16 protein-coding genes are annotated in these 14,377 nt (G+C 63.7%); 9 read left to right on the top strand and 7 right to left on the bottom strand.

All coding sequences use genetic code 11. The annotated features are described in order from the left end of the window. Positions 1 to 216: 216 nt before the first annotated feature. From hemC to EJ075_RS11075, 6 genes are all read left to right on the top strand, one after another. Positions 217 to 1,143 carry a hydroxymethylbilane synthase gene (hemC, locus tag EJ075_RS11050; protein WP_126104373.1) on the top strand — a complete coding sequence of 309 codons (927 nt, stop codon included), beginning with the start codon at positions 217 to 219 and terminating at the stop codon, positions 1,141 to 1,143. A 1-nt stretch (position 1,144) separates the two neighbouring features. Beyond that, on the top strand, positions 1,145 to 1,861 hold the full coding sequence (locus tag EJ075_RS11055) for a uroporphyrinogen-III synthase (RefSeq protein WP_126104374.1): 717 nt from the start codon (positions 1,145 to 1,147) through the stop codon (positions 1,859 to 1,861). Positions 1,862 to 1,952: 91 nt separating this feature from the next. Further along, positions 1,953 to 3,425, top strand: coding sequence for a COG4223 family protein (locus EJ075_RS11060; protein WP_126104375.1), 1,473 nt, complete (start codon positions 1,953 to 1,955; stop codon positions 3,423 to 3,425). 10 nt (positions 3,426 to 3,435) lie between these two features. Further along, entirely contained in the window at positions 3,436 to 5,037 is a 1,602-nt protein-coding gene (locus EJ075_RS11065) for a heme biosynthesis protein HemY (protein ID WP_095484938.1), read from the top strand. 45 nt (positions 5,038 to 5,082) lie between these two features. Further along, positions 5,083 to 5,562, top strand: coding sequence for a TerB family tellurite resistance protein (locus tag EJ075_RS11070; protein WP_126104376.1), 480 nt, complete (start codon positions 5,083 to 5,085; stop codon positions 5,560 to 5,562). Positions 5,563 to 5,573: 11 nt separating this feature from the next. Beyond that, a complete protein-coding gene (locus tag EJ075_RS11075) occupies positions 5,574 to 6,290 on the top strand; it encodes a glutamine amidotransferase (protein WP_126104377.1) in 717 nt (238 codons plus the stop codon). A gap of 71 nt (positions 6,291 to 6,361) precedes the next feature. Here EJ075_RS11075 and EJ075_RS11080 read toward each other — a convergent pair whose 3' ends face one another. Continuing rightward, positions 6,362 to 6,799, bottom strand: coding sequence for a VOC family protein (locus tag EJ075_RS11080; protein WP_095484940.1), 438 nt, complete (start codon positions 6,797 to 6,799; stop codon positions 6,362 to 6,364). A gap of 135 nt (positions 6,800 to 6,934) precedes the next feature. Further along, on the bottom strand, positions 6,935 to 7,588 hold the full coding sequence (locus EJ075_RS11085; protein ID WP_095484941.1) for a helix-turn-helix domain-containing protein: 654 nt from the start codon (positions 7,586 to 7,588) through the stop codon (positions 6,935 to 6,937). Between the two features lie 78 nt (positions 7,589 to 7,666). Between EJ075_RS11085 and EJ075_RS11090 the strand changes: the two genes are divergently transcribed. Further along, entirely contained in the window at positions 7,667 to 8,281 is a 615-nt protein-coding gene (locus EJ075_RS11090; protein ID WP_095484942.1) for an NAD(P)H-dependent oxidoreductase, read from the top strand. 117 nt (positions 8,282 to 8,398) lie between these two features. On the opposite strand, the gene EJ075_RS11095 is transcribed toward EJ075_RS11090, so the two are convergent. Together EJ075_RS11095 and EJ075_RS11100 are read right to left on the bottom strand one after the other, a co-directional pair. After that, a complete protein-coding gene (locus tag EJ075_RS11095) occupies positions 8,399 to 9,214 on the bottom strand; it encodes an oxidoreductase (RefSeq protein WP_126104378.1) in 816 nt (271 codons plus the stop codon). An 88-nt stretch (positions 9,215 to 9,302) separates the two neighbouring features. Then, positions 9,303 to 9,761 (bottom strand): hypothetical protein, encoded by a 459-nt coding sequence (locus EJ075_RS11100; protein ID WP_245458138.1) that lies wholly within the window; start codon positions 9,759 to 9,761, stop codon positions 9,303 to 9,305. Between the two features lie 88 nt (positions 9,762 to 9,849). Between EJ075_RS11100 and EJ075_RS11105 the strand changes: the two genes are divergently transcribed. Next, complete coding sequence (locus EJ075_RS11105) at positions 9,850 to 10,281, top strand: helix-turn-helix domain-containing protein (protein ID WP_206437542.1); 432 nt, start codon at positions 9,850 to 9,852, stop codon at positions 10,279 to 10,281. A gap of 41 nt (positions 10,282 to 10,322) precedes the next feature. On the opposite strand, the gene fabF is transcribed toward EJ075_RS11105, so the two are convergent. Together fabF and EJ075_RS11115 are read right to left on the bottom strand one after the other, a co-directional pair. Further along, entirely contained in the window at positions 10,323 to 11,627 is a 1,305-nt protein-coding gene (gene fabF / locus EJ075_RS11110) for a beta-ketoacyl-ACP synthase II (RefSeq protein WP_126104379.1), read from the bottom strand. A gap of 47 nt (positions 11,628 to 11,674) precedes the next feature. After that, a complete protein-coding gene (locus EJ075_RS11115; protein ID WP_126107308.1) occupies positions 11,675 to 12,253 on the bottom strand; it encodes a TetR/AcrR family transcriptional regulator in 579 nt (192 codons plus the stop codon). A 208-nt stretch (positions 12,254 to 12,461) separates the two neighbouring features. Here EJ075_RS11115 and EJ075_RS11120 point away from each other — a divergent pair, with 208 nt between their 5' ends. Then, the gene (locus EJ075_RS11120) at positions 12,462 to 12,920 is read left to right on the top strand and encodes a nuclear transport factor 2 family protein (RefSeq protein ID WP_095484945.1); all 459 of its coding nucleotides are present in this window, start codon (positions 12,462 to 12,464) and stop codon (positions 12,918 to 12,920) included. Between the two features lie 150 nt (positions 12,921 to 13,070). Here the strand turns inward: EJ075_RS11120 and EJ075_RS11125 are convergent, their stop codons facing one another. Beyond that, positions 13,071 to 14,309, bottom strand: a complete 1,239-nt coding sequence (locus tag EJ075_RS11125) for an MFS transporter (RefSeq protein WP_126104380.1) — start codon at positions 14,307 to 14,309, stop codon at positions 13,071 to 13,073. Positions 14,310 to 14,377 lie beyond the last annotated feature (68 nt).

Raw genomic sequence — 14,377 nt, forward strand, 5'->3', positions numbered from 1 at the left:
AGATTGTACAACCCAGCTTTCCCCGGTAGGAGAAAGCCCAAGGTCTGTTGATATTCAGGTGATGCCGGCCTGCAAATGGCGGCTTCCTGCGCTTCCGGTGCTCACGTACTCAAAGTACGCTCCGCTCCGGTTCTCCGAAACCATCATTTTCGGCTCGGCCTGACCTGAATCTCAACAGACCTCGATCTGCCCGGGGGTTATCACGGACCGCGCGCCATGCAAACAACCTTGAAAATCGGAACACGCGGCAGCCCGCTGGCGCTGGCGCAGGCGCATGAAACGCAGGCGCGGCTGATGGCCGCGCATGGCATGCCGGTTGAGGCGTTCGAGGTGCTCGTCATCTCGACCAGTGGCGACCGCATCCAGGACCGGCCGCTGTCGGAAGCCGGCGGCAAGGGGCTGTTCACCAAGGAGATCGAGGAAGCGCTGCTGGCGCGCCGTATCGACATCGCCGTGCATTCGTCGAAGGACATGCCGACGGTGTTGCCCGACGGGCTGGAGCTGTCCGCCTTCCTGCCGCGCGAGGATGCCCGCGACGCTTTCGTCGGCAAAGCGGCGAAGACAATCGCCGGACTGCCGCAGGGCGCGAAGGTCGGCTCGTCGTCGCTGCGGCGCCAGGCATTGATTCGGCGCATGCGGCCGGACCTCGACGTGGTGATGTTCCGCGGCAATGTGCAGACGCGGCTGCGCAAGCTCGACGAGGGCGTCGCCGACGGCACCATCCTCGCCTATGCCGGGCTGAAGCGGCTTGCCCTGGAGCATGTCGTCACCGACCTGATGCCGCTCGACACCTTTCCGCCGGCGCCCGGGCAAGGTGCCATCTGCATCGAAAGCCGTATCGGCGACCGCGATGTGGAAAGGATGCTGACGGCAATCCATGACGTGCCGACCGGACAGGCTCTGGCCTGCGAGCGCGCCTTCCTGGCGGCGCTCGACGGGTCGTGCCGCACGCCGATCGCCGGCCATGCGGTCATCGCCAACGGAACCGTCTTCTTCGCTGGGCTGATCATCTCGCCGGACGGCACGCAATCACATGAGGTCGAGGCGGAAGGCCCGGCGCAAGATGCCGCCCGCATCGGCAACGAAGCTGCCAGGACCGTGCGGGCCAAGGCCGGCGAAAAATTCTTCGACGGCTGGGCCTGACATGGTTCGCGTGCTGGTGACGAGGCCGGAACCGGGCGCCTCGCGCACAATGCGGCGGCTTGAGGACCGGGGGTTTAAGCCGATCCCGCTGCCATTGACCGAAACGGTGGCTCTGCCCGTCGACGTGGAGGGGGTCGCAAACAATGCCGTGGCCGTTGTGGTCACCAGCGCCAATGCCGTGCGCCATGCGCCGAGGGAAATTATCGCGACGCTCGCCGCTTTGCCCTGCCATGCCGTCGGCAGAAGGACGGCAGAAGCGGCCCGCGCTGCGGGATTCTTGTCCGTCAGCGAAGGCCCCGGCGATGCCGAGGCGCTGGCGGATGCGCTTGCCGGCGGCTTCATGGCAAAGACGATCATCTATCTGTGTGGACGCGTGCGGTTTCCGGCGTTCGAGGCGCGGCTGAAGGCCGCTTGTGTCGACGTCCGCGCCATCGAGACCTACGACACAGTCACCCTGGACCATTCGGACGCCGCAATCCTTGCATGCCTGTCCGGCCAGCCGGTTGAAGCGGTGCTTCTTTATTCGGCCAAGGCGGCGGCAGCGATGCGGACCCTGACCGGGCGTCCGGCGCTGCGAGGGCTTTTTGAAGAGACATGGTTTTTCGCCCTGTCCGGACGTATCGCCGCAGCCTTCGAGACTGTCGCCTTAGAAAAGCTCCGGGTTGCGCCGGAGCCCAGCGAGGAGGCGCTGCTGGAGCTTTTGCGGACGTGGCGGTGACCCCGTGTCATCACGCCGCCCCTTTTCACCGCTTGGTGATGTGCTAGACCCTTTCTGAACCATCCCGAAGCGAATTTTGCGGAGCCCAAGCATGGTCAAGACGCCGAAGATGCGGCATTCGAAAAGCCGTCGCGAGCCTGTGACCATCGAGCTCGAACCCGGGGCCGTCTCGCGCGTTGCCGACGAGAATGCCGCCAACGGGCGGACCGACGAGGCGAAAGCGGAGTTGGCGGCGAACGCGTCGCAGCCGGGTGCGCCTGAAGAACCCATGCATGCCGACCAGACCGACATCGAGCCGTGGGAACATGCCGATGCGGCCCCGCCCGCCGGTCCGGAAGAGCCGGCAGAGGGCGGCACCAAAGGTCCTGAAGGACCCAAACCGACTTATCCGACCGGCTCGGACGCATCGGCGAAACGGGCCTTCGACTACAGCTTCGACGACGCATCTGCCAAAGCCAGCGGGATGGGGGCCAAAGAAGCGCCGAAGGAAGCCCAGGCAGGGGATGAAGGCATGGCAGCACAGCCGAGGCGTGGCGGCATCAACGGCATCGCTGCCGGCATTATCGGCGGCGTCATCGCGCTCGCCGCCGCCGGAGGGCTGCAGTTTGCCGGCCTGCTCGGCGCGCCGGGTTCGGGCGGCGTGTCGCTCGATGGCGTCAATGGCGAAATCGCTTCGCTGAAGAGCGAGATTGCCGGGCTCAAGGACACAGCCGGCAACAATGACGCGTCGGCCAAGGTGGACGGGTTGTCGTCGGCCCTGGATCAGGTCAAGACGGATGTCGCGGCGCTGAAATCGGCGGTCGAGCAGGGTGGGGCCGGCGACACTGCCGGGCTTGCTGCCCTTGGCGACAAAGTCACGCAGATCGAGACGACTGTTGCTGCCCTTGGTCAGGCAGGCAACACGGCGCCGGTCGATCTCGGGCCGCTCAACGAAAAGCTGGCCGGGCTCGACGCGGCGGTGAAATCCGCCGGTGAGGCGGCATCGGCGCAGGAAGGCCGGCTTGCGGCGCTGGAACAGTCAGTGTCGCAGCTTTCTGGCAAGGTCGAGGCACAGGCGGGACAGCCGAAGATCGCGCTCGCCATCGCCGCTTCGGCGCTGAAGGCAGCAGTCGACGGCGGTGCGCCGTTCGCCGCCGAGCTCGAAACGTTTGCGGCGATTTCACCGGGCGCACCGGAGATCGCAACCTTGCGTCCCTACGCCGAAAAGGGCGTTTCGACACGTGCCGAGATCGCCGCCGAAGTGCCCGCCGCGGCCAATGCCATGGTCGCTGCCTCCGAGCCCGTCGACCAGAATGCCGGCTTCCTGCAGAACCTTTTGTCGAGCGCCGAATCACTGGTCAAAGTCAGGCCGATCGGTGCCGTCGAAGGCGCCGGCGCACCGGAAACCGTCGCGCGCATGGAGGTGGCGGTCAGCCAGGGCGACTACGCCAAGGCGCTCAGTGAATACGATACACTGCCCGAGGCGGTGAAGGCCGCCGGCGCCGACTTTGCCGGCAAACTGAAGGCGCGGATCGAGGTCGAGACACAGGTCGACGCGTTGATCGCTGGTGCGATGAAGGCGTGAGGAAAACCCGATGATTCGCATTCTGCTTTTCCTCGCCGTCGTTTTCGCGCTCGGGCTGGGTTTCGCCTGGCTGGCCGACCGGCCGGGCGAGATGGTCGTCACCTTCAGCGGCTATCAGTATCAGGTCAGCCTGATGGTGGCGGCGGTGGCGGTCGTCGCCGTGGTTGCCGCGGTGATGATCGTCTGGTGGCTGATCAAGTCACTGTGGAACAGCCCCTACACCATCTCGCGCTATTTCCGCGTGCGCCGCCGCGACCGTGGCTATCAGGCGCTATCGACCGGCATGATCGCCGCCGGCGCCGGTGACGGAGCACTCGCCCGCAAGAAGACCAAGGAAGCGGCAAAGCTGATCCGGTCTGACCAGGAGCCGTTGATCCAGCTGCTGGAGGCGCAAGCCTCTCTGCTCGAAGGCGACCACGAGGGCGCCCGCGAAAAGTTCGAGACCATGCTCGACGATCCCGAAATGCGGCTGCTTGGCCTGCGCGGGCTTTATCTCGAGGCCGAACGCCTCGGCGATCGCAACGCGGCGCGCCACTATGCCGGCCGCGCCGCGGCGATGGCGCCGCAGCTGGCCTGGGCCGCTGAATCGACGCTGGAAGACCTGACCGGGCGCGGCGACTGGGACAGCGCGCTGAAATTGGTCGAGGCGCAGAAATCGACGCGCCAGATCGAGCGCGACGCCGCCAACCGGCGCCGCGCTGTGCTGCTCACCGCCAAGGCACAGGCGCTGATCGACAGCGATCCCAATGCCGCCAAAACCGCTGCTCTCGAGGCCAATCGACTGCGGCCGGATTTCGCGCCGGCGGCGGTCGTCGCAGCCAAACTGCTGTTCAGGCAGAACGATGTGCGCAAGGGCGCGAAGATCCTCGAAGCGGCGTGGAAAGCCGAGCCGCATCCGGAGATCGCCGAGCTTTACACCCACGCCCGGCCTGCCGATGCTGTCCTCGACCGTCTGAACCGGGCGAAGAAGCTGCAGGAGATGAAGAAGAACCACGCCGAATCCTCGCTGACGGTGGCGCGCGCCGCGCTCGATGCGCAAGATTACAAGACCGCCCGCCAGGAGGCCGAGGCAGCCATTCGCATGGATCGCCGCGAAGGCGCCTATCTGCTTCTGGCCGACATCGAGGAGGCCGAGACCGGCGATCAGGGCAAGGTGCGGCAGCTTCTGTCCAAGGCGGTGCGTGCACCGCGCGATCCGGCCTGGGTTGCCGACGGCCTCGTCTCCGAACGATGGGCGCCGGTGTCGCCGATCACCGGCAGGCTCGACGCCTTCGAATGGCGGGCACCGATGGAGCGGCTCGGTCAGCTCATCGACAGTAATGAGGACGCGGCGGATGCCACGGTGCCGACCATTGCGGCGCCAATCAAGCCGGCAAAGGAAAATGTGATCGAGCTGAACCCCGCTGTTTCGGCCGAAAGACCGACCACCGCGACGGCATCGGAAAGTGACGAAGACCAGGTAGCGCCGGTCACCGCCGCGGCCTTTGCCGCGGTGCCGCCGGATGCCGAATCTGTCGAACCGGCGGAGGAACTGGCCCGGCTGCCCGACGATCCTGGCGTCGATCCGGACGACGAAGACCAAAAATCACCACGCAAGTTTCGGTTGTTTTGATTTGGCTGAGCTTGATAGTTTTGGCCGATGGGAAGTAAGAATCACATGTTCGAACGTGTTCTGTCGTTTCTGAAGGACCTGCCAGCAGGTGGCAGCGCCCGCAACAACGCCGATGATCCGCGCGTTGCCGCATCCGCCCTTCTCTACCATGTGATGAGTGCCGACGGCGTGCGTCAGGATGCCGAATGGGAGCGCTTCAAGGCGGTGCTGGCGGAAAGCTATTCGATCAGCGGCGACGAGCTCGACGCGCTGGCCGCCGCCGGCGAGCGGGCCGACAATGAGGCGATCGACCTCTACGCCTTCACCAGCGTGTTGAAGGGCCAGCTCGATCCGGACGCGCGAAAAGCCTTCATCGGCCTGATGTGGGAAATCGTCTATGCCGATGGCGAATTGCATGAACTTGAGGACAATATCGTCTGGCGGGTCGCCGAGCTGATCGGCGTCGAACGCCGCGACCGCGTCGAGGCACGCCGCAAGGCGGCGGCCGAAGCGCCGGGCGCCACCGGAACGTCGAGCGACGAATAGACGGGATCCCCATGCCATCCACGCCGAGGCCGAGACCAAAAATCCTGATCGTGCTGCATCAGGAGAGTTCGAGCCCCGGGCGCGTCGGCCACATGCTTATCGAAGAAGGCTTCGACCTCGATCTCCGCTGCCCGCCGCTCGGCGACGCCTTACCGGAAACACTGGACGGTCATGCCGGAACCGTGGTGTTCGGCGGACCGATGAGCGCCAATGACGAGGATGACTTCGTCCGCCGCGAGACCGACTGGCTGAAAGTTCCGCTCAGGGAGAACCGGCCGTTGCTCGGCATCTGCCTCGGCGCGCAGATGCTGGTCAATCATCTTGGCGGCAAGGTCGAGGGTCATGGCGAGGGGCTGGTCGAGATCGGCTGGTATCCGCTGAAGGCGACGGAGGATGGCCGGAAGCTGATGCACTGGCCTGACATGGTCTACCAGTTTCACCGCGAGGGCTTTTCGCTGCCGCGAGACGCGACGCTGCTGGCGACGGCCGAAACCTATCCCAACCAGGCCTTTCGTTATGGCGACAATGCCTGGGGCATCCAGTTCCATGGCGAATTGACCCGGGCGATGATGCAGCGCTGGGTCGTTCGCGGCGCGCACCGCTTCGAGTTGCCCGGCGCGCAGCCCGGCCGCGACCACCTCGGCGGCCGGCTGATCTGGGACATGCATCTGAAGCGCTGGCTCGGCGAATTCCTGCAGACGATCTTCGGCAAGCCCGCGCTGTCCTAATCTAGTCTAACAGCTGACCCTTTGTGAGACGCGCTCGCTGGTCGCCCTTCGTCATTGTCGTCGTCTTGCGCTCAGCTGAGTTCTTGGGCGAGCCCGATGAGAAGCCCTTCAGGCCCGCGGATGTAGCAGAGCCGATACGCGTCCTTGTACTGGACTACTTCGCCTACGAGCTGCGCGCCGCGATTGCGGAGCCTTTCAAGCGTCTCGTCGATGTCGTCCACGGCGAACATGACGCGGAGGTAGCCTAGAGCGTTAACCGGGGCGTTGCGGTGATCCGCGACGGCAGGCGGCGTGAGGAAGCGGGATAGCTCGAGCCGGCCGTGGCCGTCCGGCGTGCGCATCATGGCAATCTCGACGCGCTGATCGCCCAGTCCAGTGACCCGTCCGGCCCATTCTCCTTCGATCGTGCCCCGCCCTTCGAGCTCAAGACCGAGCTCGCGAAAGAAATCGATCGTCCCTTCGAGGTCATCGACGACGATTCCTACGTTGTCCATCCGTTTGAGCGCCATGTGTCCAATCTACAAGGTGTCGTCCTAGGCCGTAAACTCATAAAACTGCTTGCCAGGTGAGCATTCAGGGCTCTGGAAGGGAGCCTTGTGATGCGTCGCTGGTTGATCTGAGGGATTTTGCTCTTCGCTACTGGATTAAAAGGTTATGAGACTGCGGCCTAACGTATGCCGGGGCGCGCTTCTGGCGACCATTGCGACGATTGTTTCGAAGAGTTCGTCCCGCGCCTGCGCGGCCGTGATTTCTTCGGTCGCGGCAGCATAGGACAGGGCCTCGGCTGCGCCGAGCATCGCCCAGAGGCCCGCTGAAGCGACAGCACCAGTTCCGGCGAATGGGGCAAGCGCAATCCGGCACCTCTCGATGAACGCCGTCTCGCAGTCGCGCTTGATCCTTTCAAGCTCAGGCGAACCGGCCAGCGCCGCGATGACACCGGGTATCTCGCGGCCTTGGAGAAGCACGCAGTCGACATAGGAAGACGCGATGACCGCGGCTCTGCCCGTCAAGGTCGGTTCGCTCGCCTGAAGCGCTGCGTCCATGAGCGAATTCTGGCGCGCGTCGAATTCCCGGTAGAGCGCCGCCAGCAGCCCGGACCGCGTGCCGAAATGGTCGTAAACGACGGGTTTTGTAACAGCCGACTGCTCGGCCAGCCGCCCGAGCGTCAAGGCTTCCGTTCCTTCTTCCCCGATCAGCCGCCATGCGACGTCCAGAAGTTGGCGATGCCGTTCCTCCCGCGACAGGCGGCGACGCGGTCGCGAATGGGAAGTCTGCTCCCTTGATCCGGCGCTTGACATGCTTATGTACCATTAGTAACTTACTAAGAGTATATAAGCCTGGCCCTTCGGCCGCAACCAATCAGCAGGAGTTTTGATATGCACGCGCTGATCGTTATCGCGCATCCCGATCCCAGCTCGCTCAGCCATAGCGTCGCCAGGCATGTCGCCGAGGGTGTGTCCCTATCCGATCCCGGCAATTCCTTCGAAATTGCGGACCTTGCGGCGGAAGCTTTCGATCCAAGGTTCACCGCGACTGATCTCGCCGTTCATCGCAAGGGAGCACCGCCCTCAGCCGATGTTGCCGCCGAGCAAGCGAGGATCGATCGCGCCGATGCTCTTGTGCTGGTCTATCCCGTCTACTGGTGGTCGATGCCGGGGCTTCTCAAGGGATGGATCGATCGGGTATTCGCGAACGGTTGGGCTTACGATGAAGGCCCGGACGCCAAACTGGTGAAGAGGCTTCGCCACCTCCGGGTTCATTTGGTTGCCATCGGCGGCGCCAATTTGCGAACCTATGCGCGGCACGGCTATTTCGGAGCCATGAAGACGCAGATCGACCATGGCATCTTCGATTATTGTGGTGCGTCCGTCGTGACGTCCGAGCTCCTGCTCGGCTCGGAGACGCAGGATCCGGCCTCTCATTTCAGCGCCGCGCGCGCCATCGGCGGCAACCTCTTCAAGGCGTCCGCGCGAGGCGCGGAGGCAGCATGACCGCGTAGCGCACCGGCAGCACATGGGCACGGTGTTCGCGGCCCCCGTGCCTGGATCAGTGCCGCCTGAAGCGCCTACAATTCCTGCCGGTTCGACCGAAGCAGGATGTCGTTGACGTCAGACCGGCAGGCCGTTCTGCTTTCGCAGGCTTTTGTCGAATGCGGATGCGGGGACGAAACGGCGCAGGAAACTGACCTGGCGTGCCATTTTTCCCGCCGCATAGCGCCTCCTCGGAACGGAATCGGTCGCTGCTTTCAAGACCGTCCCGGCTACAATTTCGGGAGCATCACCTGTTTCCATCGCTTTGCGCAGGATCACATCCATGCCAGCGCGCGCAGCGTCATAGATTTCAAGCAACTGGTCCGGCCTGGCGAGATTTTCTTCAAATGACGTACGGGTATAGGCAGGCTCGACCAACACGACTCGAATTCCGAGAGGGCGCAGTTCGTGGTCGAGCGATTCGGAATAGCCCTCGATGGCATGTTTGGTCGACGCATAGAGCGCGGAATAGGGTGCTGGGATCAAACCCAGCACAGAACTCAAATTGACGATTCTGCCCGTCCCTTGACGGCGCATTGTCGGCAGGACTGCGTTGGTCACGCGGAGAACGCCGAAGACGTTCACGTCGAACAGCGCCTGAGCCTGGACGGTCGAGGACTCCTCTGCGCCTCCGAGCAGGCCGATGCCGGCATTGTTGACGAGCAGGTCGATACGCCCGGCTTCAGCCAACACGTCATCGACCAGTTTCGCAACGGACGCGTCATCGGTGACGTCGCAGGTCAGCATGGTAACGCCGTCGGATCGTTCGGCGACCGCACGACGGCTGGTTCCGAACACGCGAAAGCCCGCGTTCTGCAGGGCTTTGGCCGTTGCGTGCCCGATGCCGGTGGATGCGCCCGTCACCAGGGCGACGCCTAGATTGGTCTTGTTCATGGAAATCACTTCTTTCTTTGTGCTGGATTTGCCGGCTGCAGGCGTGCGCAAATGGAGATAGGCGCACGCCCCCGCTCCGATGAGGCCATTACTCGGCAATGGCCCCAGTTTGCTGGTTGGACACTGGTCCCACCTCGGTGACGGTAAGCTTGTCGCCGGAGCGCGAAATCTCGAGGTTTTGCTCAGGCTCGCCCAATTTCCGCGGCACGGATATCGTAGCCGACTGCCCTTCGGCGAGAGTGGCCGAGAAGCGCAAGGGAATCCCGGTCTCTCCTTCCGCTATCGTTGCGATCACCCGATAGCCGTCATTTTCGTCGGTGTAGTGTACGACGCCGCGAAAACCGCCGAGATCGATACTCTCCCCGGCCATGGCCGACAGCTCACCGGCATGCAACGGGGACGCGGCCAGGAAGAATGCCGCTACGCCACCAATAAGGTTGATCATCGCGAGGCTCCGTTTGGATGGCGCCGATCTCGGCTGGCCGGCGGCGACATGATGCATCGGTTGCGCGCTCTGACGGTTAAATTCCGGGTTGGTCCTGTTCATGAGGGTCACTCCTTCTTTGTGCTGGATTGCATTTCAAAAAGATGTTACTATCATTTCGATATTAAGTCACTATCAAAATGATATTAACATGAAAAATCTTTCCGATGCCTTTTGCCCGATCGCCCGCGGCCTCACCTGCGTCGGCGATGCGTGGAGCATGTTGATCCTTCGCGACGCGAGCCTGGGCCTCACGCGCTTTGACGAGTTCCGGAAAAGTCTGGGCATCGCTCCCACCATTCTGACCCGGCGGCTGGCGACGCTGACGGAAGAGGGACTTCTGGAAAAGCGGCGCTACTCGGAGCGGCCTCCGCGCGATGAGTATGTGCTGACGGCGGCCGGACGCGATTTCTTGCCGGTGCTCATCTTACTGGGTGCGTGGGGACGCCAGTACCGCGGCGAAGGCAGGTTGGCGCGATACGTCGACGCAGAGACAGGAGAAGAAATCGAGCCGGTGGCCGTGGATGCCGTCACAGCGGCAAAGATCGGCACCCGCCCGATTCGCGTTGCAACACCCGAATAGCATCCGCGATCGCAAGCGCCGGGCTGCCAGGCGGTCGGAAGTCAATCACCGGACTCTGCGATGCTTGCGCCGGCCAGCTGGTCCGTCCAGCGCCGGAATAGCGCGCTGGCATTGACGCCTCCGAAGCCGAAGCCGTTGGAGATCGCGTAGTCCATTCCCATCGGCCGGGCTTGGTTTGCGACGAAGTCGATCCCGTCGCCCGCTGGATCCGGAGCGCTCAAATTAAGGGTTGGTGGCGCCACTTGATCCCTCAGCGCCAGGATTGCGAAGATGGCTCCAAGCCCGCCGGCGGCTCCGAGCAGGTGTCCGGTCGCCGATTTGGTTGCGCTGACAGCTATGCTGGAATCTGCGCCGAAGATTCTTTTGATCGCCTCGATTTCCCCGAGATCACCGACTGGCGTGGAGGTCGCGTGCGCATTGAGATGAGATACCTCACGCGCCGAAATGCCGGCTTGGGCAATCGCGATCTCCATGGCTCGGCGCGCGCCGTCGCCGTCCTCGGGACCGGAGGTGACGTGATGAGCATCCGCCGTCGTGCCGTAGCCGACGAGCTCGGCGAGTGGTTTCGCGCCGCGCGCAAGCGCGTGGCTCAGTTCCTCGATAATCAGGATGCCGGCCCCTTCACCCATGACGAAGCCGTCCCGCGACGTGTCGAAGGGGCGCGAGGCTTGAGCCGGCGTCTCATTGAAGCCGGTGGAAAGAGAGCGTGCGGCAGCAAACCCACCGAGACTGACGATGTTCATGCATGCTTCCGTGCCGCCGCACACGGCGATATCGGCTTCATTGGCGCGGATAAGACGGGCCGCGTCGCCGATCGCCTGAATGCCGGCCGCGCACGCCGTCACCGGTGCGCCGAGTGGCCCCTTGAGACCATAGCGGATCGAGATGTGGCCTGCCGCAAGGTTAACCAGGAAGGACGGCACCGTAAAAGGCGAGAGACGGCGGACGCCGCGCCAGTCGACCGTGCGCACCGCCTCGGTTATGGCTGGGAACCCGCCGACCCCTGAAGCAATGATCGTTGCCGTGCGCAGGCGAGCCGCTTCCAAGGCAGGCTTCCATTTCGCCTGCGCAAGCGCCTCTTCTGCCGCCGCCAGCGCAAAGAGAATGAACCGATCCACCTTGCGCCGATCTTTCGCAGCCAGGATGGCATCGGGATCGAAACCAGCGTCCGGATCTTCTTCCAAGGAGGGAACCACGCCGCCGATCTTCGCCGGCAGGTCTCCCACGACATCGTCCGAAAGTCTACGAATGCCCGAGCGACCGGCCAGGAGGCGTGACCAGGACGCTTCGACATTGGCAGCAAGGGGCGTGACCGCTCCCATGCCTGTAACGACAATTCGTCGCATCTGCTCTCCTATCAATTTGGGTGCGCCGCCAGCGTTGCCTACGCCGTTCAAGCGGCGACTGCTTCGCGAACCTGATCGGTCGCCGCATCCAGAAAAGCCTGCGCGAGATCGGGGTCGTTGACGACGCGCGAGAGCAGCACCGCGCCGACCATTGTCGAGAGAATGGCCATGGTCTTGCCGCCAGCCTCCTCGCCGTCGGCCTCGCTAACCCAACTGCCGAGCATCTCAAGGTATTCCCTGATCCCGGCCTCGAATGACGCCTTGACCTCGGCACCCTGTCTGGCGGCATCCGAGCCGAGCGCCACGACCGGGCAGCCGTCCATCTTTTCTCCGCGATGGCCCATGCTGAGGTAGAATGCGATCACCGCGCCGAGCGGATCCTCAGGCTTTGCCGCAGTCGCGGCCGACCATCGGTGAGTGGCGCTCTCCATCGCCCGCCTGGACGCCTGCGCCGCCAGGTCCTCCTTTGATGCGAACTGCTTGTAAAAGGCGCCCTGGGTCAGACCGGCTCCCTTCATAAGATCTTTAAGGCCGATGCCGTCAAAGCCGCGCTCCCGAAAAAGGCGGCTTGCCACATTGATCACGGTTTCACGGTTTTCCGCGGCCTGCATGCGACTCACGCGCATCATCATCTCCTTTTTTAGATTGCATTCGTAATCTATAACCCTTATAGAGGACGAACGCAATCTATTTCGAGATGAGGCGATGGGCATGAAAAACAGACCCGCCATCTTGCTGGCGGGCGTGGCGGCGAACGTCGTCAAAAATCACCGGACGGGAGCGCCACACGGTGCCCTCGATCACGCCATCGAATAAGTTTGGAGGAGAGGTCAAATGCTATACAGTTATTTTGTCGAGAAATCGATCCGACAGAGCTTCGACCACGTCAACAACCATCGCTGGAATGAGGCGGTGAAAGCACTCGTGCCGCGTGTCCGTCACCGCGTTTCCGGCGCCCACGCGCTTGGCGGTGAGCGCCACGACAAAGAAGCCGTGCGCCGCTGGTTTGAGCGCCTCGGCCGCGTCCTGCCCAATCTCCATCTCACGGTCAACCATATCTGGGTGAAGGGCTGGCCGTGGCATACCACCGTATTTGCCCAATGGGACGGCACCGCAACGCTGCTCAACGGCGACGCGTCGTACGTCAACCGTGGTCTCCACGTGTTCACCCTGCGGTGGGGCAGGGTCTATGCACTCGAGGAATTTTACGATTCACAAGCAGCGGCCCGCGGTCTTGCCGCCCAAGCGGCAGCTGGCCTCGAAGAAGCTGCCGCCGAACAAATTGTGAGCTAGCAGCTCGCTTGGACGGGCACCTCGACGGTGACGCCGCGGGGTCGCCTTCGTCGTTGGCGCGGTCCTCGCTGGGCATCGCCCGCAGACGACCCATCCGCCCGAATTCGATCACCTCTGCCGTCTGCTGCGCCCGGATCAGTGCGCTCTGGATCAGTTTCGCCCGTTGAGGTGGCGCACCTTGCGCAGCTGCGGGAACAGCACCGCCCACAACCCGGCGACAATGACTGCGCCGACGCCGCCAATCACCACCGCGGGCACGGTGCCGATCAACGCCGCCATGGTGCCTGCGCGGAATTCGCCGAGCTCGTTGGAGGCGCCAACGAAGACCTGGTTGACGGCGTTGACGCGACCGCGCACCTGGTCCGGGGTCCACAGCTGGATCAGCGTCTCTCTGATATAGACGCTGAACATGTCGGTGGCGCCGAGCAAGGCGAGTGCTGCGATCGACAGCCAGGTGATGGTGGAGAGGCCGAACACCACGGTAAAGGTGCCGAACAGCGCGACGAAGCCGAGCATCACTAGGCCGGCGTGGTTGCGGATCGGATGTCCGGCCAGCCAGATGGCAACGCAGATGGCGCCGATGCCCGGTGCCGAGCGCAACAGTCCGAGGCCCCACGGGCCGAGTTCGAGGATGTCGCGCGCGTAGACCGGCAGCAGTGCTGTGGCGCCGGACAAAAGCACGGCGAACAGATCGAGCGAAATGGCGCCGAGCACGATCTTCTCGCTCCAGATATAGCCGAAGCCGGCAAACAGGGTCTGCATCGTCGGCTTGTCGGTCTCGCTGCGCTGGGCAGGCTTCGGGATGGTGAAGATCAACACCGCGGCGACAAGCATCAGAACGGCAGCCGTGCCGTATGCCGCTTCGGCCGAAAGCCCGTAGAGCAGGCCGCCGGCGACGGGTCCAATGATGGTTGCCGTCTGCCAGGCTGACGAATTCCAGGCGATTGCGTTGCCAAAATCCTCTGGTGGCACGAGATTGGCGAACAGCGACGCTGCGGCCGGTCCGAAGAAGGCGCGCGCGATGCCGAACATGGCGAGCACGCCGAAGATCAAGCCCGGTCCGCTAAGGCCGCGCAGCGTCAGCAGCAGCAGAGCCAGCGCGCAGATCGCCTCCAGCAGGACCGTCAGCGCCATAATCAGACGGCGTCCGAAACGGTCGGCGACCACCCCGGTGACCAGCACCAGCAGCAGCGAAGGCAGGAACTGGACAATGCCGACAAGCCCGAGATCGAACGGATCACGGGTCAGGTCATACACCTGCCAGCCGACGGCGACGGATACGATCTGGGTGGCGAATGTGGAGAGGAAGCGCGCCGCCCAATAGCTCAGGAAGGGTTTGTGGCGGAAGGCGGCATAGCGCTGGTCGGGCGATGTTTGTTCGGCTGTCATTTTGTGAATGGCCCCGGAGAGACTGTGTATCGGCCGGCGGGGCTCTTCCACGATGGGTGCTGGTCCGA

Origin of the sequence: Mesorhizobium sp. M6A.T.Cr.TU.016.01.1.1 (genome assembly GCF_003952585.1) — a bacterium.
Lineage (GTDB): Bacteria > Pseudomonadota > Alphaproteobacteria > Rhizobiales > Rhizobiaceae > Mesorhizobium > Mesorhizobium mediterraneum.